We start from the raw sequence: 19,240 nt of genomic DNA on the forward strand, positions 1-19,240 counted from the left end.
GATTCGTCTTAAAATTTGGTCAGTCCTATTTAAGGTTGACCTTCCTACCGCCCTAATTAATAACGCGAATAAATACTACGGAAAATCCGATGCAGCAGAGATGCTGCATCAGGATATTAAAGTGTACTTAGTACACACGGTATTCATTGCACGTTTTCTCGCAAGTCCGCCGAAATCCGAGATTGGCTTTTAAAAGTAGTATCCGAAATTAATATTAAACCGAGTCTGCCATTCATCATCGGCGTTCGCACCCAATCTGTCACCATAGGTCGCTTCTCCACCGACAAATTCGTTCCCGTTGGAGTACACCAAGTCCGAATAAATATACCAGCCTCCGTGCGCCCAGGCCGCACCAAGCGTCACCAAATCACTGTCGTTGAAGCCACTTTCTTCTTTCATGATAGAACTGTATTCAACGTAGGGAATGACATAATCCAACCAGGGGATAGACGCCGTTTCCAAGTAGTAGCTGAGGGATACTGCAGGAATCCACCCCTCTGCCGCCGCGGTGCTAGGAAAATCGTAAGCGCCCATTTGCACCAAGGTATCTGTACCCAGTGGTTGATCACTTTCCACATCAAATTTAAAGTAGGTCAATTGGCTGGCGAGGGTAAAGCCCGATATTTTATTCACCATGTGAACGGAGTACGCCGATTGGCTACCGTCATCCTGCGGCCCCTGACTTTCCAATTCACCATACTGCAGAGAAATTCCTAGGTCAGTTGTTATCTCTCCGTCGAAGTGATTGATGGCGCGAAAATTAAATTGATTCTTTTCTTCATAGCCATCACCACTCTCATTCACTACATCATAGGAATAGCGAGCACTGTCTTTTGATGCGCCGGTATAGGTACCTTCATCAGAAAAATAGTAAGCAACATCGTAGCTCAAAGAACCGGCTGTGCTGGAATACTTGACGCCCAAATCCATATCATCGGAAAGGCCTACATAATAGTGCTGATCGAAAAACCAACTTTGGGAAATACCATAGGCACCGGGACCAAAGGGCACTCGATTAACGCCAACTTGTAGCTGGCTGTCTTCATCAAAGTTATAGCCCAACCAACCGGTATGCAAAAAATTGTAGCCGCTGTACCAACGATACTCCAGCTTACCAACCCAGGGGCCATTGGTGTAATCCAGGTTGATTCGATAGGTGTCTAGCGCAAAATCACCGCCATCTTCGGTAGCTCGTGATGCCCCTCCCGTCTCAGCGTAATCACCGATAGCATAGTTTGCGCGAATGGTGCCGCCCACTTTCAGTTCTCCTCCAGCGACATTGAATAAAATGTCGTCGCTTACCGCTTCGCTTTCATCGGCACTCTGCGCTTCAGCTTCTTTTAATTTGGCTTCGGCTTCTGCGAGCTCTGCTTGCAGCATTTTAACTGAAGTTTCTAAAGATTCTGTCTCCTCCTGCGCGTGAATTGCTGTTGCAGGCAGCATTCCTGTCATAAGTCCCACACAGAAGCTTCGGTAAAAAAAGGACCAATCCGTTTTACTGCCTTTCATGCTGTAACTCCTTGTTGCCAATCAATAGAAAATCGCGTCGAATGTCTGGTTCAAGTTCACAAGCTAAAATTTGTCTCTCTTTGAAAAAATAATCCAGAGCAAATTTTTGAAATGTCGTGTTTGTAGATGCAGTGGTCGTTTGGGTGAATGAACCTGACCGGCAAGTGACAGATTATCATCTGGCCCCATACGTAAAGGACACAGGTACAGTCATTGACTGGCCGTCGTCAGGTTCGATGGTATTGAAGAGCCGCCGCAGTCATTTCTCAGATAACAATAGAGACTGCTAATGAGCTTAAGTAAGATATGAAAAATGCTTGCTCAGTTAGAGAGATAAAATGAAGCCAATTGTCACCCGGTTTCACCACAACATGAGATAGGCGTCGGATTCTGCATTTGTTGCGGCCGTTGCACTGACTCGAATCCACACTAGAGCAGAAGGAGTAATCATTGTGGCTGACCTATATGATACTGACTACACACCAGGGCAGGATAATATCCGGCGCTGGGGAATGGATATCCATAATCCGGTATTCGGCATTTCCGCAATTCTTGTTGTTATCTTTGTTGTATCCACACTTATCTTTCCCGCCGACGCCAAGGTTGTCTTTGACGGCGCCAAGAATTGGTCGATCAATAATTTTGATTGGTTTTTTATCGTCGCCTGCAATATTTTTGTGATTTTTTGCCTGGCGTTAATCTTTCTTCCAGTCGGCAGTATTCGTCTCGGTGGAGCCGACGCGACACCTGACTATACCCTCTGGTCTTGGTTCGCCATGCTGTTTGCCGCAGGCATGGGTATCGGTTTAATGTTTTGGTCAGTGGCTGAACCCACCGCCTATTACACAGGTTGGTATGGTACGCCACTGAATGTCGAAGCCAACACACCCGAAGCGGCACAAAAAGCCATGGGCGCGACCATGTTTCATTGGGGGCTGCATCCCTGGGCCATTTATGCGGTTGTGGGCTTGTCTTTGGCATTCTTTGCGTACAACAAAGACCTTCCCTTAACCATTCGCTCGGCGTTTTACCCGCTACTGAAAGATCGTTGCTGGGGCTGGTTTGGTCACATCATTGATGTGGTCGCCGTTTTAGCAACGATATTTGGTCTGGCTACCTCACTCGGATTTGGTGCACAGCAGGCAGCCAGCGGCATGCACTTTCTCTTTGGTGTGAATGCTGGCATTAACCTTCAGATTATTATTATCGTATGTGTCACGGCAGTCGCCTTGATTTCGGTGATCCGAGGACTCGATGGCGGTGTTAAACTCCTCAGCAACGTCAACATGAGTATTGCTCTGATTCTGATGATGTTTGTCATCGTACTGGGTCAGGGGTTGGGGTTCTTCAGCGGACTGGCGTCCACTACTGGTGCCTACCTGAATAATCTTATCCCCTTGAGCAATTGGATTGGTCGCGAGGATGAAACCTTTTATCACGGCTGGACAATCTTTTACTGGGCTTGGTGGATTTCCTGGTCACCCTTCGTCGGTATGTTTATCGCACGTATTTCTCGCGGCCGTACCGTTCGACAGTTTGTTAGCGCAGTTTTATTGGTTCCCACTCTGGTGACCATTATTTGGATGACCGCCTTTGGCGATACTGGCTTATCCCAGGTTCAAGCCGGTGTTGGTGAACTCGCTAACGGTATCAGTGATGTATCACTGGCACTGTTTCAAATGCTTGCGAACTTACCATTAGCCACGGTCACATCATTCATTGGTATTGTGCTCGTTCTAGTGTTTTTTGTGACCTCTTCGGATTCCGGCTCTTTGGTTATCGATAGCATTACTGCGGGTGGCAAACTGGATGCACCTGTTCCCCAGCGGATCTTTTGGGCAACCATGGAAGGTGTCATTGCCATTGCCCTGTTGGTCGGCGGTGGCGCCGATGCCCTGGGTGCGCTTCAGGCGGCAGCAATTTCAGTGGGGCTGCCTTTTACCCTGGTTCTGCTGGCCATGTGCGTGACTTTGTACATGGGGCTTCAGCATGAACGTAACAGCTTAACGGTAGGAGCAGAAATTCGAACATAACTCCACTTGGAGCTGGTTGGACATCTCTGGCCAGCTCCTACGAATCCGCCGAAATCATTTTATTTTTGACGAAGCATCGCAATAAAATCCACCAAAGCTGGATTGCTGTTTTTGGAACTCCAGAAAATCCCCTGCTCAATGATTTGCGATTGCCGCAACGGGCGAAAAACAGCGCCGGGAATCTGCAATCTCTGCATACTTTCAGGCACCAACGCAACGCCCAAACCGGCCGCAACAAGGTTCACAATCGTTTGTTGCAGATGTGTTTCAAGCCGAATCTCTGGGGTGAACTGTGCCTGTAGGCAACAGGCCATGACCGCTTTATGTAACACGGGCGCGGTAACCGCAGGAAATGTGATAAAAGCTTCAGTGGCTAACGCCGCTACAGAGATTCGCTTTTTAGCCGCTAAACGATGCCCTTCTGGCAAAACAGCGCACAAATGTTCCTGCAACATTGGCAAGTACTTAAGGTTTTTTTCTCCCGGAGTACCGAAGCTTACCCCAACATCAATGTCGCACTTTGCCAGCTTGCTGTTCAAATCACTGGGAAGCGTTTCATCCAGTGCGATTTTATCCTGCGGATAGGTCTCGCCGTAACGCTTTACCATGTTCGGCAGTAAATTCCAGGCCGCGTACATGGTAAAACCAATGTGTAATTGACGGCTTTCCTTTTGCGCACTACCCCGCACAGAATTTATCGCCATATCCACATCATCAAGTATCCGACGTGCGTGAATCAGAAGCTGTTCACCGGCAGTGGTTAGGGAGACGTGACGGGTGTAACGATCAAACAGACGCACGTCTAAAGAATCCTCTAGCGCAGCGATCTGGCGACTGAGCGGCGGTTGCGTCATATTCAATCGCTCCGCGGCGCGACCAAAATGCAATGTTTCCGCCAGGGTAATGAACGTACGGAGGTGTTTTAATTCCACTAATTGATGCTCATTTGGTATCAATAAGACACTAAAATAGCATTGGAAGGCATCAATTAAAATCGTTATCCTGACGCCATCTTTGAACGATCCCCCTTCTTGCAGGTTCCAATGTTAGCCATTCTCGCCATAGTGCTGCCGATCTTTGCTCTGATCGGACTGGGTTTTTTATGCCGTCGCACCGGTAAACTCGGACCAACAGCGGCCGCAGAGTTAAACAAGATGGTGGTGTGGCTGTGCCTGCCAGCGCTGCTTTTTAAAACAATCGCGACGGCAGAATGGGCGGAAATTTGGCATCCAGACTTTATTGCAGTAATGTGCCTATCTACGCTACTGCTGTTTGTCGCGACGCTTGGCTACCGATTACTCCGATCTCGCCCCTGGGTCGATGCCAGTATCGATGGCCTGGCGTCGGCTTATGCGAATACCGGCTATGTCGGCATCCCACTGTGCCTGCTGGTGCTGGGAGATGCCGGGATGGAGCCTGCGTTAGTTGCAACCCTCATTATTGTCTGCGTGTTGTTCGCGATAGCTCTGGCCTGTATTGAGATCGGGCTGCAGTCCGGCAACTCGCTGCGTACCGCCAGCAGCAAGGTTGCTCTCGCGCTCGCAAAAAACCCGCTGGTGATAGCACCACTTCTTGGCGCTCTCTGGGCAGTATTTGGTTATCCTCTACCTGAAATGGCCAACGACCTCTTGCACCTGCTCGGCATGGCAACGACACCCTGCGCTCTGGTTTCGCTGGGCGCGTTTCTCGCTCAAAAACACCAGGGGAAAACCGACGGTGCCTGGGGCCTCGTCGGTGTAAAACTGATTCTGCACCCGCTGCTGACCTGGCATCTGGCATTCAACGTTTTTGCGCTACCGCCACTGTGGGCGAACTCTGCCTTGTTGCTCAGCGCACTGCCGACCGGCACAGGCCCTTATATGCTGGCTGAACTTTATCAACGGGAAGCCGCTGTGGCGTCACGCACGATTCTGATCTCCACACTCGGGTCGTTGATTACCCTATCCCTCTGCCTGTATTTTATGGGTTTGCAACCGCTCTAGCGGGTACAACGTAAGGTATCGTTTATCCCGCAATTCTGAGATACCTGTGGTTCGTTCTATTTGCTTGGCATTTTTCCTATTAGCCTCACCTCACGTCCTGTGCGCCGATGAACTCGATCAGATTCGACAACAGGCCGAAGGCCTTCCAGATCTCCGCAGTCTGTTGATCAGCCGAGATGGCCAACGGGTATTTCAACAGGGATTTCACGGTGGCGACATACACCGGTCGACCAACATTAAATCCGCCTCAAAAACCCTACTCGCCGCCCTGGCGGGGATGGCAATCGATCGAGGGATTTTGGCCAATGAAAACCAACCGCTACGCACCTGGTTGGCGGAAGACTTTCCAGAGAATCACGATCCACGTCTCGACACCATAACGATCTCCCACCTGCTATCCATGCAAGCCGGGCTGCGACCAACATCCGGGCCCAATTATGGCCGCTGGGTTGCCAGCAAACATTGGGTGCAAGCGGCGCTCGCACAGCCGTTTGTGGATGATCCTGGTGGTGCGATGCAATATTCCACGGGCACCAGTCATTTGCTGTCGGCGATTCTCACTCAAGCGACGGGCCGCTCAACCTTGGAGCTGGCCAGGGATTGGTTCTCGCCTGTAAAAGATTTTGCCATTACCGACTGGCTGCAAGATCCTCAGGGGATTTACCTCGGCGGGAATCAGATGGCCATGAGCCCACTGTCCCTACTGGCGTTTGGCGAGCTATATCTCCGCGATGGCCGCAGCGCAACCGGCGAACAACTCGTGTCGAAACACTGGATTGAGCAATCCTGGATGCCTCGCACCCAATCCCGCTATACGGGAGACGCCTACGGATATGGTTGGTTTATCAAAACCATCGCTTCAGAGCGGGCTTATTACGCCTGGGGTTACGGCGGCCAAATGCTTTATGTGATACCGTCCCAGAATCTTGCGGTGGTAATGACTTCCGATTCAAATTTCCGATCACGTCAGAAATCTAGACAGCATCGTTATCAGCTCCAATTGCTCCTGACTGATATCATCGAACTAGTACTACGGTAATAATTTTAGATACGCATAGAAGCGAAGCGATACGCTAATCAATTTTTGATAAAAATGCACCCCGTCGGAGCTTTTAAGTAAATTACGCCCAATTTTGAAACACGATTACACCCAATTGTGACGATTTTCCCTTGCTTTTTCGGCTCAATAAGACTGGCACGAACTGTGCGTTACAAAACCTAACGCTCGTTAGTTAGCAGTCTGAAGAATAGGAACTGTTGGTCAAATGAAAAACCTTGCTCCAACTTGTGCAATTATTGGCAGCGGTCCATCGGGCTGCTATACCGCGCAATTTCTCCGTAAAACGTGGCCTGCCGCCGAGATAACAATATTCGAGGCTCTACCCGTACCTTACGGTCTTTTACGCTATGGCGTTGCCGGAGACCATCAGGGGACAAAAGCAATTGCAGTGCAATTTGATCGTTTATTTGAAAGGGGCGATATTCGCTTTGCCGGAAACATTACTATTGGCCAAGATTTAAGTCTGGCCGATCTACGAAATAATTTCGATATCGTTGTACAAGCGACAGGGCTTCCCTCCGATAAAAAACTAAACCTGAAACTCAGCGAAACCTGTCCTGTCATTGGTGCCGGTGCGGTACTTAAAGCCCTCAACGGCCACCCAGCGCATGGACTACATAAAAACATGGATGGATCCTTCAGAGCGCTGGGAGAAAGACTAACCATTATAGGTAACGGCAACGTCGCGATGGATGTCATCCGACTACTGGCAAAACCTCTGACCGAATTCGACACCACAGACGTTGACGAAATATGTCTTAATGCTCTGCGAGCTAAAGGAATCAAGCGAATTAATGTTATTGGGCGCTCCCCTCTCTCCGAGGCAAAGTTTGATCTATCTATGCTAAAAGAAATTCTTTCTCTTAGCTCTGTTCACTGTACTTTTGAAGGAATACAACCTAAAGATAATTCTAAAGCAGCTACGCTTATCCAAGCGTATCGTCATTCACTGGCAACTTACTCTGATGACGGAAAGATTGAGGTCGTTTTTTATTTTGCGTCCTGTCCGGAAGCAGTTATACATCGCGGTGATGAACACTATCTTGAAATTAGTAATACACCCAGTCAACGAGATTCGATTGTATTCGATACGCTTATAACCGCAATTGGATTCGAGGAAGGAACATTGATCGATCCTAGAGTCACAGAAGAAGAGGATGCATTCTATAAAGTTGGGTGGTTGAGCAAAAATGGTAAAGGCACCATCGCTTCAACGCGCAAAGATGCAAAAGCGCTGGTGGGAAATATCGCTCGCTCGATTACAAACAACGAATTAGATTTGAGTAAGCCCGGGTACGCGGGAATTGCGGATTCATTAAGCAGTAAAGTCATCGATTTTTATGGCTGGAAGAAAATTGATCAGCACGAATTAACGACGGCCCCCGCTAATCGCTGCCGACAAAAATTGACCGATGTTATGTCTATGATCGCCATTGCTCGACAATAGGTTAACACATTAAAACTTAACACTTGCCGAACCATAAATTGAATGAAGGTAGCACTATGACTGGGAGACTTGCGGGAAAAAATATTATTGTCGTTGGAGGTACCAGCGGCATGGGTCTCGCCGAAGTACAGCGCTTTATCGCTGAGGGTGCCAAGGTCGTCATAGCTAATCGCAATGAGATTCTCGGAGAGCAGCTGGCTAGAGAGCTCGGTGATGGAGCTCGCTTTGCTCCCCTTGACGTCCGTGAAGAAGAACAGTGGGACGAAGTTATCAAAACAGCGGAAAATTTCTTTACTGGTGAAATAGATGCCCTAGTAAACAATGCTGGCATCTTAGTGGAAGAAGGTCTCGAGCAGACGTCTCTGGAAAGTTTCAGGTTTCTAACGGATGTTATGTACACCGGCGTGTTTTTAGGCATGAAAGCGGTTGCTCCGTCGATGCGCCGCGGTGGCGGTGGTTCCATTGTCAACGTGTCATCTACCGGCGGTATGGTGGGCTATCCCGGATTTTTTGCTTACACAGGTGCAAAATGGGGTGTGAGGGGCATGACGAAAGCTGCTGCACTCGATTTAGCCGACGCAGGTATCAGGGTAAACAGCGTGCACCCCGGTGATACTGATACGCCTATGATTCAAGGTCGTGGCTACAACGCCGATTTCGTTCCTCTCAAGAGATTTGGTCTTCCCGAAGAAATCGCCTCATTGGTTCTGTTCCTAGTATCCGACGAATCGAAATATATTACCGGCGCTGAACACATAATTGACGGGGGTTATACCGCCCAGTAATCAATCTCTTATCAGTAAACCGCTTTATATCGTTAAAAAGAATGAGCAGTTAGGAATAGAAATATGATCAACGTGTACTACGGAACGGAAAGTGGCAATTCAGAAATGGCGGCCGACGATATCGTCAGTTATCTGCAAGATGCTGATGTCGCTGCGCAAGTAGTTCCCATGGAAGATGTAAACGCCGCAGATCTCTCCGACGTTGCAAAGGCCATTGTCATCACTTCCACTTACGGAGATGGTGAACTGCCCGAAACGACACAACCTTTTTTTGATAGCTTAATCGAAAGTGCTCCCGATCTCAGTCATCTAACCTTCGCCGCCTTTGGCCTTGGTGACAGTACCTACGAAACTTACGGCAACGGAATTGATATTGTCGCTACCAAGTTAACTGAACTTGGCGCAACGCAGATCGGAGTTACCGGTCGTCACGACGCAGCGAAAAGCGAAGCCCTACCTGATGCCGCCAATAGCTGGATAGAATCCATAAAGCCACTCCTTTGCGATTAAACTAAACGGAGATACGCCATGGGCTCCCCAAATACCCGCCAGCCGGTTCTGTTACCTTGGACAGACAAAGAATTTCATCAAAATCCCTATCCGTTTTATGAGCGAGTTAGACGAGAAGCGCCGGTTTATGAGGATCCAATCAGTGAGCGGACTTACGTTATATCACGCTTTGAGGACGTGATGACTTATGGCCGGCTGCCTTCACTCACGATTAAGCCCCCCGCCTGGATACCTAAAGGCCCATGGAGCTTTTTCAAAGACTCCATGATCGTTAAAGATCCACCGGAACATGCCGCAATACGTCGTCGCTCTAACAAATGGTTTACACCGAAGCTGGCCAAACAATGGGCAGAGGCAACCACCACTGCGATCGATGCAGCTCTGGACGACCTGGGACCCAGCGGCATGATTGAGGCCTATCGTAATCTGGCATTAATTCCTGCTCACCACGCCATGTGTAAGGCTTTGGGTTTACCCAATGATGGTTATGATACGGCATCGGCTTTTATGCACGATGCAATGATTGCGCTTGGCGCAGCCCCAACCGGTGAAGAGGAAGAGAAATGCGAAGCCGCATTCAACTATCTTCGAGACCGTGTTCAGCATTACATCAATCTACGGCGTAAAGAACCTGCCGAAGGCATGGTTTCATCGTGGATAGACCTGGTTGCCCAAGGGGAAATGACCGAGACTCAATTGTTCGAAGGCGTACTACTTTTTTGGGCAACCGGAACCCCGAACGCGGCGTATCTGATCGCCGGAGGACTTGAGACTTTTGCTCATCATCCAGACATTTATAAGCTGTGGCGCGAAGACCCAAGTCAGCAACAGGCGATTCTCAATGAAATAGCCCGTCTGCATACGCCAGAAGTATACTTCACCCGCTTCACTACTGAAGAAATCAACATACGTGGCGTAACTATCCCGCCACAATCACAAATTCGTTTTCTCATCGCGTCGGCAAATCGGGATCCCGAAGCCTTCAGTAACCCACATCAGTTTGACCTTGAACGACCAGAAAGCCAGCGTCGTCACCTCACGTTTGGTATCGGCGCACATTCCTGCCCAGGGATGGTCATATCACAAGCAGAGGCGATAGCGGCATTTAACCTTATTTCTGAAAGAGTCAAAGAAATTGAAATGGGCGGCAAACCGATCTACGGACAGAATGATCGCGCGGCCAATTACAAACGACTTCCCCTGCGGCTGGTTGTTTAACCCATTTTTTACCGATACCTCATATCTCTACAACGCTATTTAATATGTAAGGAATTGTTTCATGTCATCCACAAACCTAATTGATGTCGATGTTATTGTCGTGGGTGCAGGCTTATCCGGTCTCACGGCTGCAAAGCAGCTACAGGAAAAGGGCCTCTCACTACTGGTTTTTGATGGCAAAGACCGAGTTGGCGGTCGGACTTGGTCGGATAAAACGTTTGCGAATGGTGCTATTGATTTCGGAGGTATGTTCGTCGGTACAACTCACAGCCGCTCTACTGCCCTTGGTAAAGAAATGGGCTTGGAATTAGTCAAGGCTAGGCCGGCCGGAAAATCGGTCTGGGATCTCGGCAATGAAACCCTGATTGCCGAGGAAGGCCATTATCCAGATAAGCTGCTCAACGACGGTATCAGTCTCCAGCAAGCTCTCTCAGACGCATTTCAAGCGATCGATGATATTGCCAGACAAGTGGGTAAGGATAACCCATGGGATGCTCCAAATGCAGCGGAGCTAGATGCGATGACGATGGCCACCTGGCTCGATAAAACTATCGCTGATCCCCTCGCAAGATATATTGTCGCAAGCGACGTTGCGATCATCACCGGCGTTGATGCGGCAGAAATCTCTTGTTTATTTTTCGCTTTCTACGTAGCTCAATGTGAGGATATGTATGCGCTTCAGGTGACGTCGAATACCTTATTGTGGTCTGGCGGTGCACAACAGATATCTACGGCCATCGCAGAGCGTTTAGGCAGTGAACAGGTCAAATTGAATGAGGCGGTTATCGCTATTGAGCACGATGCTGAAGGCGCCAAAGTAAGGACGCTAAAAGGAATCTACCAGGCTAAAAAAGTTGTTTTAGCCCTACCACCAGCAGCGAGTGCACAACTATATTTCTCGCCTGAATTACCCAGTGCACGACGTCAAATCAATCGAAGAACCAATTTCGGCCGCTATATGAAATTGCAAATTCGATATACGACTCAGTTTTGGTTACAACAACAATTGTCCGGCGAAATATTTTCTCTAGATCCTGGCTTTTTTTCACTGGATGTCACTCGCCCGGGAGATAAACATGCAACCTTAGTGATCTTTATTGGTGGCAGTAATTACGACCGCTGGTTTAACAAGGGGCTCGAAGCTCGCAAAGCGGAAATGCTTCAGGCTCTCGCCCGCAGCCTAGGCGACGACGCCCTGCAGCCGGCGGACTATATTGAAACAAATTGGAACGAAGTTCCTTTTACCATGGGAGGTCCAGTCTGTCATATGCCAACCGGTTTAATGAGTACCGCCGGTTGTGCTCTCCGAGCACCGATACATTGTCTTCATTTTGCCGGCACAGAAGCCGCGCCAAACTGGACAGGCTATATGGAAGGTGCTGTACAAGCTGGCGAAGCCGCGGCGGCGCAAATTTTATCGGCTTTATCAAAGTAGTTTCCTGACTACGCCTTTCAAAAAACGACAGATGTTACATGTAGATTCCAATGAGATGGCCCAGGTAACGTCTTTGGACGGCAGCTCTCCATGAAGTTATTAGCCATACATATGACCCCTGTGAAATGCTGCCGACTCCACAGCTTGGAAAGTAGCTTAGTAGGACCCCGTGGGCTCCGGGGAGATCGTGACTTTGTTCTCCTGGACAAGGATAGGCAACCCATATCCTCCAGTCGTCACGGATTATTTTTACCGCTGCAATTCAACTGGGATCCCGCGGCAAACCTGTTGACGCTTGAATTTCCAGATGGAAAAACGGTCAGTCGACCTCTAGAGCTCTGTAAAAATAGACTCTCTATTGATTATATGCGTATGCGTAAAATTTGGGTTCGCGAAGTTGCTGGCCCGTGGAATGAATTACTCAAAGAATTTTCAGGACGCCCCGTCTCGTTGGTTAAAACCGAGACTTCGGGTGACGGTATTGACGTTCTTCCTCTTTCATTAGTCACCACCGCCTCACTGGCAGAGTTATCAAAATGGCTTGGCAAACCCGTAGATCCGAGGCGTTTCCGAAGTAATCTCATTATCGAGGGGGGGCCAGCCCATATCGAAGACCAGTGGGATGGTCAGCTCTTACAGGTCGGTGATGCAACCCTAAAGGTGCGTTCGTCTATACCCCGCTGTAGTGTCACCAACCTTGATCCTGATAGCGGACTTAATAACGCTAAAACGGTGGCGGCCTTACTCCGTTACAGGGAGAAGGTTCACCTACCCAATAGTCTGATGCCCGACTATGCAACACCGGGATTCGGATCCTATGCAGAAGTCTTGCGTCCGTCCTCAGTTCATGTCAACGACACGGTCACTCTCTTGAAGTAGTCATAAACGAGTACAACCAAACTTACCCATCACTTGAGAATTAACACTATGTCAATTTCCCCTTCTCCAAAAAGTGTCGTCCCTGCTGGTATGGAAAGCTCAGGGCCCGACTATGGGTTTGCGCCAGGGCGTATCGCCAATGGGTTGCTCTATATTGCCGGACAAATTGGTATTAATGATCACGGCGAACTACCAGAATCCGAGCAGGAACAGGCTCAGCTAGCATTCAAGAATCTAGAAAAAGTTCTTACAGCGGCCGGCTGTTGTTTCGCGGATGTTATTGTCATGAATACCTACCATGTCGGATATTGTACGCGCGTCAATGAATGGTTTCTTCCTTTGAAGAAAGATCTATTTCCTGCCCCCTACCCGGCTTGGACGTCGATGGGCGTGACCAGTTTAGCTATTACCGAGGCGTTGATAGAAATTTCCGCGATCGCAGAAATTCCGTCGACCTAACCGATCAACAAACTACGACCCTCTGAGACAACACCGTAATGCCCGACCTTACTAACAAAATTGTTTTAATCACTGGCGCAGGATCTGGAATGGGTCGAGCCATGGCACAGGAATATGTTCGCCTAGGCGCAAAAGTCGCTGCTCTCGGGCGTAGCCAAGACAAGCTGGAGAAAACCCTTGAGCTATGTAAAGGCCCAGGAGAACTATTCATTGTTAGAGCTGATATTGCTTCAGAAGTTGATGTCCAAACATCCGTCGCCGCGGTTATTGAGCATTGGGGCGGCATTGATATCTTGATCAATAATGCTGGCGTTCTCGATTCCTACGCACCAGCTCACGAAGTCACGTTGGATGAGTGGCAATCCATTATAAACATCAACCTCACCGGTCCCTTTTTACTGTGCCGTAATGTTATTCCTCACATGCTGCGAAAGGGTAAAGGCATCATCATTAACGTCGCTTCCGTGGCCTCTTTCAGCGCTGCCGGCGGCGGATCAGCCTACACCGCGTCGAAGCATGGCTTACAGGGTTTGACAAAACAACTTTGCTTCGAGTATGGCTCAAAAGGAATTCGCGTGAATGAAATTTGTCCAGGCGCGACAGCGACGCCTATGGCTATTCCCGACACGACAACAGCCAACTCACCGGATATGGAAGCGGCTGTTCAAAAAGTTCCCGCTCAGCGTTGGTGCCAGCCCAGTGAGATTGCTAAATTAGTTACGTTTCTTACCAGTGACGATGCAGACTATATTCACGGCAGCTCCTACGTTATTGACGGCGGCTGGCTAACAGGGGCCAGAGAGGCCTTTTAAAAACCAGTTCAAAACTCTATTTTCCCAGGGTTCAGATAAGAGTCTTTCTATGATTAAAAATATATTTGGTCTAGCTGTAGGCTTGCTAATGATCGCGGTCCAAACAGCGACGGCTTCCATCATTTCTCCGCCAAACCAAATTGATTGGGTAGCAAGCAAGAAGAGGATTAAGATTAATTCTGACGTGACGATGGCTTATGTAGAATGGGGAAATACCCAGGAAGCGCCGGTTATTTTAATTCACGGTTATTCGGATAATTCACGTGCCTACTCTCTCATCGCTCCCTATTTAAAAGGAAAGCATTTTATCGCTGTAGACCTTAGAGGCCATGGTGACAGTAGCGCCCCGCAGTGCTGTTATTATATGAGCGACTTCGCCGAAGATATTAATGACTTTCTTGTGGCAAAAGGAATAAAAAAAGCTGACATCATTGGACACTCCATGGGTTCTTTTACGGCAGGTATATTTGCCGCTATGCATCCCCAAAAGGTCAAAAATTTAATCTTAATTTCTTCTGCTTTAAATCCTGCTGCAGGTGGGCCCAGCTCACTTTACGACATCATAACCCAATTGAATTTTCCATTGGATCCCGAAGGAGAGTTTATTCAACAGTTTTGGGCTCCTAATGAACCTAAAATCGACGAGACATTTTTGCAGAGACTTCGAGTAGAAGAAGCCGCGGTTCCGGCACGTGCATGGCTGGGTATCATCAAAGGCTTTCAAATTTTAGATTGGACCCCCGCAGCTAAATCTATTTCGGCACCAACAATGATCATGTGGGGTGATCAGGATTCTTTGATACTAGAGAGTGATCAAAATACATTAAGGAAGGCCATACCCAGTGCAAAATTTATAAAATATCATGGCTTAGGGCACTCTATGTACTGGGAAGACCCGGACCGTTGCGCCAACGATATTCTCGAATTTTTACAATAAGCAGTACCTGAAAATAATTGCCACCAGCGGAGTAAATGAGAGGCTAGGCTACATTCACGCCCAAACAGAAAAATTTAAATTGCGCAAAAGCTGTGCACTTAGAGCGTATACGATCCAGCATGGCGCAAAGAAAGACAGAAAATGCCCGCTACCCCCAGAAATTTAGGTGGCACACAAAATGCACTAACTAACAATTGTTAGGCTTGCATTTCTAAACAGTCAATTGACAGACGGTATGAGGATGACGGTGCCACATTCAATCGATAGCACTCCCAGCATAGATACAGGATTTCTGCGCGGGGAAGACAACACGGCGACCCAGCATCAAGCTCGACTTAGCGGTGGAATGAGCGCAACGGCACTGAGTTTAACCGTGTTAGCTTTTTCTGCACCCATAGCGGTCGTCGAGGGTTTTTTGCCGTTTACCATTGCCTTCGACGGTCCAGGCGCTGCATTTGCTTTTTTGCTTACCACTGTTTTACTCATTCTGTTTGCCATTGGCTATGTCACTATGGCTCGCTATATTCCGCGAACCGGCAACTTCTACGCTTTTATTTCTGAGGGAATGGGCAAGGCTGCTGGACTTGGTGGCGCCTTTCTCGCAATTCTTTCCTATCTTGCCATCTTGGGGGGAACCTATGTATTCCTCGGCATCAGCGTATCAGCATTGATAGAAAGCACACATGGTCCCGCAACGAACTGGGCGATATGGGCGGTAATTGGCTGGCTATTGGTGAGTACCCTGGGACATTTTCATATCGAGCTATCGGCAAAGCTTCTCTCTATTGCTATGGTTATCGAGGTTATTATTGTAATGATTTTCAATGTTGCCGTACTCTGGCAAGGCGGTCACGAAGGTTTAAGTCTGACGCCTTTCACACCATCCGCATTCTTGTCTGGCGATGTTGCTGTCACGCTACTATTTACCGTTCTTGTCTTTCTCGGTTTTGAAGCAACTGCGTTATTTAGGGATGAAGTACGCACCCCGGAAACCACGATTCCCAAAGCGACCTACGGGGCAGTCATCTTTGTTGGCTTGCTCTATACCTTGTCAACTTACGCGTTAGTCTCTGCCTATGGCAGTGATGCGTGGTCGGTCGCTAAAGAGGAACCTGCTAGTATGTTCGCCAATGCAATTGGCGTATTCGTTGCCCCAGTATTCAAGCAAATCACCTATGGCTCGGTCCTTCTGTCTCTTATTGCTGCGTCTATCTCCATTCACAATGTACTTTCCCGCTATGTTCGTAACCTGGCCCTTGATCGAGCGTTACCGCTAATGTTTTCCAAAGTCCACTTACGCCATCGTTCACCTCATGTTGCGTCAGCAACGATAGCGACAATCGTCGCTATCGGAGTGGCTCCATTAATGTTGTTCGAAACCCGAGGAGAATCGTTATACGGCGTCGCTATCGGGCTCGGCGGCCTAGGTATTTTATTTTTGATGGGGTTGGTCAGCGTAGCGATTGTCAGTTGGTTTCTAAGATATAACCTGACAATTAGTGAATCACGACTTAAAACTCTCATCGCGCCAGGATTAGCCGCTATTGCATTATTGGCCACGGCGACCTTTGCGACATTACATCTAGACCTAGTGGTTGGCGGACTACCAGGACAATACAATTGGCTAGTTCTCCTGTTTGCCGCGGTTTTTCTGTTCGGCGTCGCTTTGACAGTCTTCTTTCGTTTTAAACGTCCGGAGATCTATGAGCAATTGGGACGAGCCGGCTAGAGCATGCTCAGTCGGTTTGACTGCTAGGGTTGCTAAAACACAAACAAGACCTCTTTGCATAAACGACTTAAGAAACGTAAGAAAAAGTTTACAGATCATACCGCATTAAATTTTGCTAACGAATGTTAGTTTGCACTCCGACAAATAAATCTTTTATCTGAACCGAGGTATACCGATGAAAAATGTAAACAAGCCAACCGGCCTTGCTGCCTTGATCGGCATTGCAGTGACGTCCTCCACTGGAAGCTATGCCGCCAACGTGCTTGAAGAAGTAGTCGTTACGGCTCAGAAAAGAGAACAGAATGTTCAGGATGTCGGTATCGCCATTACGGCTTTCAGTGGTGAACAGATGCGTGCACTGGGAATGAACAAGGCCATTGATGTTGCCAAATTCTCTCCCGGTCTCAGATTCGAAGGAACTGCGGGTGGTGGCTATATAAATTTACCGACTATCCGCGGCGTTGGCCAGAATGATTTTCAGGCACACCATGAACAGCCCAACGCGATCTATGTTGATGAAGTCTATATTAGCTCTCCTGGATTTTTAGACTTCAGCCTTTTCGATTCCGAGCGTGCGGAAGTATTGCGTGGGCCTCAAGGTACGCTTTATGGACGTAACGCCACTGGAGGATTAATTTCCTTTGTGCCCGCGAAACCTAAAGAAGAGTTCGGTGGCTATATCACAGCTGAATACGGCAGCTACAACACAAAAAGTATTGAAGCAGCTGTCACCGGTCCCCTATCCGATACGGTAAGAGGAAGGCTCTCCGCGAACTGGATTAATGCCGATGGTTACGTAGAAAATCAACTGGAGGGCGAAGATGATGCGTTTGAGCAAGATGCCAGAGCGATACGTGGCCAACTTGAATTTGATTTCGGCGATAAAATCACCAACCGGATATCAGTCAACTATGCCGAGCAACCAAAGCATGCCGAAGGCTATTATGAATTACGGCCCGGTGATCTAAACGCTGACGGTATGCCAATTAATTTACCCCGGGACACCACCCAGTTTGGTATTGCCGGCTGTACACTGATTTGTACCTGGGGTTGGGACGTCCGCGATACGGCACCCAACGACGCATTTAAGTCCTCTTTCACACCGGGTTATCTGGAAAAAGACATTACCTTGGTCAGCAATCATTTGACCTGGGATATCAGTGACGTCTTGAGCCTTACCTCCATTAGTGCCTGGCAAGACGGTTCTTTCGCCTACGATGAAGATTGTGATGGCTCGGCAGTCGAATACTGTCGTTTCCCTGCCACACAAGAACTCAGCCAGTTCACTCAGGAACTACGACTTGAAGGGCAACTTGAGCGTATGAAGTGGGTCGGCGGACTTTACTATTATGATCGAACCGCTGATCAATACACTGACTATCAATTTATCCAATTTGGAATGTCATTACAAAATACATTCAGTCTCGACTCACAATCGACAGCACTTTTTGGTCAGGTCGAATATGATATGAGCGATACACTGACAACGATTGTGGGTCTACGCTACACCCGAGACGAAATGGACTTCGATTCCGTCACCTACAATCCCGATACATTTTTCTGTGGCGTTGAACTTTGTTATCAATTCGACGCGTCTACGGCGGGAAAACTAGCCAGCCGCACGGATTCTGAATGGTCCGGGAAAATTCAACAAAATTATCGTCCCGTCGATGATCTACTGCTGTATGTTAGCGCGTCAAAAGGCACCAAAGGGGGAGGTTTTAATGGCGCAGTCGATGGCACAATTTCTTTCGACAATACACCTTATGATCCTGAAACCTTGTACGCCTACGAAGGTGGATCTAAGTGGACCATCAATGACAGCGTACGTTTAAATACCTCTGTATTTTACTATGACTATAACGACTATCAGGCATTTAGCTTTCAGTCGTTAACTGCGATAGTACAAAACCGTGATGCTACCCTTTACGGTAGCGAAATCGAGCTTTTTGCAACGCTAAATGGTGGCATTGATATTATCTTCGGCGCCGCATTTTTAGAATCAGAAGTTAAAGATGTAACGATCGGAGACACCCTCTACGACCGGGAGACCCCGAAATCCCCCAAAGCGTCTTATACCGCTATGTTACGTAAGAATTGGGACATGGATTTTGGCCAAATCGCGGCACAAGTGGATGGACAGTATGTGGGACAGCAATATTCTTCGGTTTCCAATACGCCTGCAACCAAAATGGATTCCTACTACGTAGGTAATGCGCGCATCAGTTACATTTCAAATGAAGGTTGGGAAATTTCAGCCTACGTCAATAATCTGTTCGATGAAGAAATTCAAACCTACGCATATGATTCTGCCGACCCAGCCTCTCTAGGCTACAACTTAGCGTCTTACGCCAGACCTCGTTGGTATGGTTTACAGTTCACTTACAAATTTGGCGCGATGTAGTTTTACCCGTTAAGCCTCTTTCTGACTCAACTCTTGCGGCC

At 48.2% G+C, this 19,240-nt stretch carries 16 protein-coding genes; 14 read left to right on the top strand and 2 right to left on the bottom strand.

The genetic code is table 11. The annotated features are described in order from the left end of the window. Positions 1-189: 189 nt before the first annotated feature. Positions 190-1,509, bottom strand: a complete 1,320-nt coding sequence (locus ACXAFR_RS20405) for a hypothetical protein (RefSeq protein WP_475180300.1) — start codon at positions 1,507-1,509, stop codon at positions 190-192. Between the two features lie 452 nt (positions 1,510-1,961). Here ACXAFR_RS20405 and ACXAFR_RS20410 point away from each other — a divergent pair, with 452 nt between their 5' ends. After that, positions 1,962-3,542 carry a BCCT family transporter gene (locus tag ACXAFR_RS20410; protein WP_475180303.1) on the top strand — a complete coding sequence of 527 codons (1,581 nt, stop codon included), beginning with the start codon at positions 1,962-1,964 and terminating at the stop codon, positions 3,540-3,542. A gap of 59 nt (positions 3,543-3,601) precedes the next feature. On the opposite strand, the gene ACXAFR_RS20415 is transcribed toward ACXAFR_RS20410, so the two are convergent. Beyond that, positions 3,602-4,474 (bottom strand): LysR substrate-binding domain-containing protein, encoded by an 873-nt coding sequence (locus ACXAFR_RS20415; protein WP_475180306.1) that lies wholly within the window; start codon positions 4,472-4,474, stop codon positions 3,602-3,604. 111 nt (positions 4,475-4,585) lie between these two features. On the opposite strand from ACXAFR_RS20415, the gene ACXAFR_RS20420 reads away from it, so the two are divergent. The 13 genes from ACXAFR_RS20420 (at position 4,586) to ACXAFR_RS20480 (ending at position 19,199) form a co-directional block, all read left to right on the top strand. Further along, the gene (locus ACXAFR_RS20420) at positions 4,586-5,524 is read left to right on the top strand and encodes an AEC family transporter (RefSeq protein ID WP_475180309.1); all 939 of its coding nucleotides are present in this window, start codon (positions 4,586-4,588) and stop codon (positions 5,522-5,524) included. 46 nt (positions 5,525-5,570) lie between these two features. Beyond that, positions 5,571-6,563, top strand: a complete 993-nt coding sequence (locus ACXAFR_RS20425; protein WP_475180312.1) for a serine hydrolase domain-containing protein — start codon at positions 5,571-5,573, stop codon at positions 6,561-6,563. A 226-nt stretch (positions 6,564-6,789) separates the two neighbouring features. Next, positions 6,790-8,031 carry an NAD(P)-binding protein gene (locus ACXAFR_RS20430; RefSeq protein WP_475180313.1) on the top strand — a complete coding sequence of 414 codons (1,242 nt, stop codon included), beginning with the start codon at positions 6,790-6,792 and terminating at the stop codon, positions 8,029-8,031. A gap of 56 nt (positions 8,032-8,087) precedes the next feature. Next, positions 8,088-8,816, top strand: coding sequence for an SDR family oxidoreductase (locus ACXAFR_RS20435; RefSeq protein WP_475180315.1), 729 nt, complete (start codon positions 8,088-8,090; stop codon positions 8,814-8,816). Between the two features lie 63 nt (positions 8,817-8,879). Continuing rightward, a complete protein-coding gene (locus ACXAFR_RS20440) occupies positions 8,880-9,326 on the top strand; it encodes a flavodoxin domain-containing protein (RefSeq protein WP_475180317.1) in 447 nt (148 codons plus the stop codon). An 18-nt stretch (positions 9,327-9,344) separates the two neighbouring features. Continuing rightward, positions 9,345-10,544, top strand: a complete 1,200-nt coding sequence (locus tag ACXAFR_RS20445; RefSeq protein WP_475180319.1) for a cytochrome P450 — start codon at positions 9,345-9,347, stop codon at positions 10,542-10,544. Positions 10,545-10,605: 61 nt separating this feature from the next. Continuing rightward, the gene (locus ACXAFR_RS20450) at positions 10,606-11,979 is read left to right on the top strand and encodes a flavin monoamine oxidase family protein (protein ID WP_475180321.1); all 1,374 of its coding nucleotides are present in this window, start codon (positions 10,606-10,608) and stop codon (positions 11,977-11,979) included. Between the two features lie 90 nt (positions 11,980-12,069). After that, on the top strand, positions 12,070-12,858 hold the full coding sequence (locus ACXAFR_RS20455) for an MOSC domain-containing protein (RefSeq protein WP_475180325.1): 789 nt from the start codon (positions 12,070-12,072) through the stop codon (positions 12,856-12,858). Between the two features lie 48 nt (positions 12,859-12,906). Continuing rightward, the gene (locus tag ACXAFR_RS20460) at positions 12,907-13,317 is read left to right on the top strand and encodes a Rid family hydrolase (RefSeq protein WP_475180326.1); all 411 of its coding nucleotides are present in this window, start codon (positions 12,907-12,909) and stop codon (positions 13,315-13,317) included. A gap of 38 nt (positions 13,318-13,355) precedes the next feature. Further along, positions 13,356-14,129: an SDR family NAD(P)-dependent oxidoreductase gene (locus ACXAFR_RS20465; RefSeq protein WP_475180328.1), complete on the top strand. Its 774-nt coding sequence runs from the start codon at positions 13,356-13,358 to the stop codon at positions 14,127-14,129. A 49-nt stretch (positions 14,130-14,178) separates the two neighbouring features. Beyond that, complete coding sequence (locus ACXAFR_RS20470) at positions 14,179-15,066, top strand: alpha/beta fold hydrolase (RefSeq protein ID WP_475180331.1); 888 nt, start codon at positions 14,179-14,181, stop codon at positions 15,064-15,066. A gap of 247 nt (positions 15,067-15,313) precedes the next feature. Continuing rightward, positions 15,314-16,795 carry an APC family permease gene (locus ACXAFR_RS20475; protein WP_475180335.1) on the top strand — a complete coding sequence of 494 codons (1,482 nt, stop codon included), beginning with the start codon at positions 15,314-15,316 and terminating at the stop codon, positions 16,793-16,795. 175 nt (positions 16,796-16,970) lie between these two features. Beyond that, positions 16,971-19,199: a TonB-dependent receptor gene (locus tag ACXAFR_RS20480; protein ID WP_475180340.1), complete on the top strand. Its 2,229-nt coding sequence runs from the start codon at positions 16,971-16,973 to the stop codon at positions 19,197-19,199. The last annotated feature ends 41 nt before the right edge of the window (positions 19,200-19,240 follow it).

The sequence above is a fragment of the Pseudomaricurvus sp. ABR4_320 genome (genome assembly GCF_056159445.1).

Bases quoted from the DNA above. Each gene is read 5' to 3' on its own strand.
- ACXAFR_RS20405 (WP_475180300.1), bottom strand. From the start codon at position 1,509: ATGAAAGGCAGTAAAACGGATTGGTCCTTTTTTTACCGAAGCTTCTGT.
- ACXAFR_RS20420 (WP_475180309.1), top strand. From the start codon at position 4,586: ATGTTAGCCATTCTCGCCATAGTGCTGCCGATCTTTGCTCTGATCGGA.
- ACXAFR_RS20430 (WP_475180313.1), top strand. From the start codon at position 6,790: ATGAAAAACCTTGCTCCAACTTGTGCAATTATTGGCAGCGGTCCATCG.
- ACXAFR_RS20435 (WP_475180315.1), top strand. From the start codon at position 8,088: ATGACTGGGAGACTTGCGGGAAAAAATATTATTGTCGTTGGAGGTACC.
- ACXAFR_RS20440 (WP_475180317.1), top strand. From the start codon at position 8,880: ATGATCAACGTGTACTACGGAACGGAAAGTGGCAATTCAGAAATGGCG.
- ACXAFR_RS20445 (WP_475180319.1), top strand. From the start codon at position 9,345: ATGGGCTCCCCAAATACCCGCCAGCCGGTTCTGTTACCTTGGACAGAC.
- ACXAFR_RS20450 (WP_475180321.1), top strand. From the start codon at position 10,606: ATGTCATCCACAAACCTAATTGATGTCGATGTTATTGTCGTGGGTGCA.
- ACXAFR_RS20455 (WP_475180325.1), top strand. From the start codon at position 12,070: ATGAAGTTATTAGCCATACATATGACCCCTGTGAAATGCTGCCGACTC.
- ACXAFR_RS20460 (WP_475180326.1), top strand. From the start codon at position 12,907: ATGTCAATTTCCCCTTCTCCAAAAAGTGTCGTCCCTGCTGGTATGGAA.
- ACXAFR_RS20465 (WP_475180328.1), top strand. From the start codon at position 13,356: ATGCCCGACCTTACTAACAAAATTGTTTTAATCACTGGCGCAGGATCT.
- ACXAFR_RS20470 (WP_475180331.1), top strand. From the start codon at position 14,179: ATGATTAAAAATATATTTGGTCTAGCTGTAGGCTTGCTAATGATCGCG.
- ACXAFR_RS20480 (WP_475180340.1), top strand. From the start codon at position 16,971: ATGAAAAATGTAAACAAGCCAACCGGCCTTGCTGCCTTGATCGGCATT.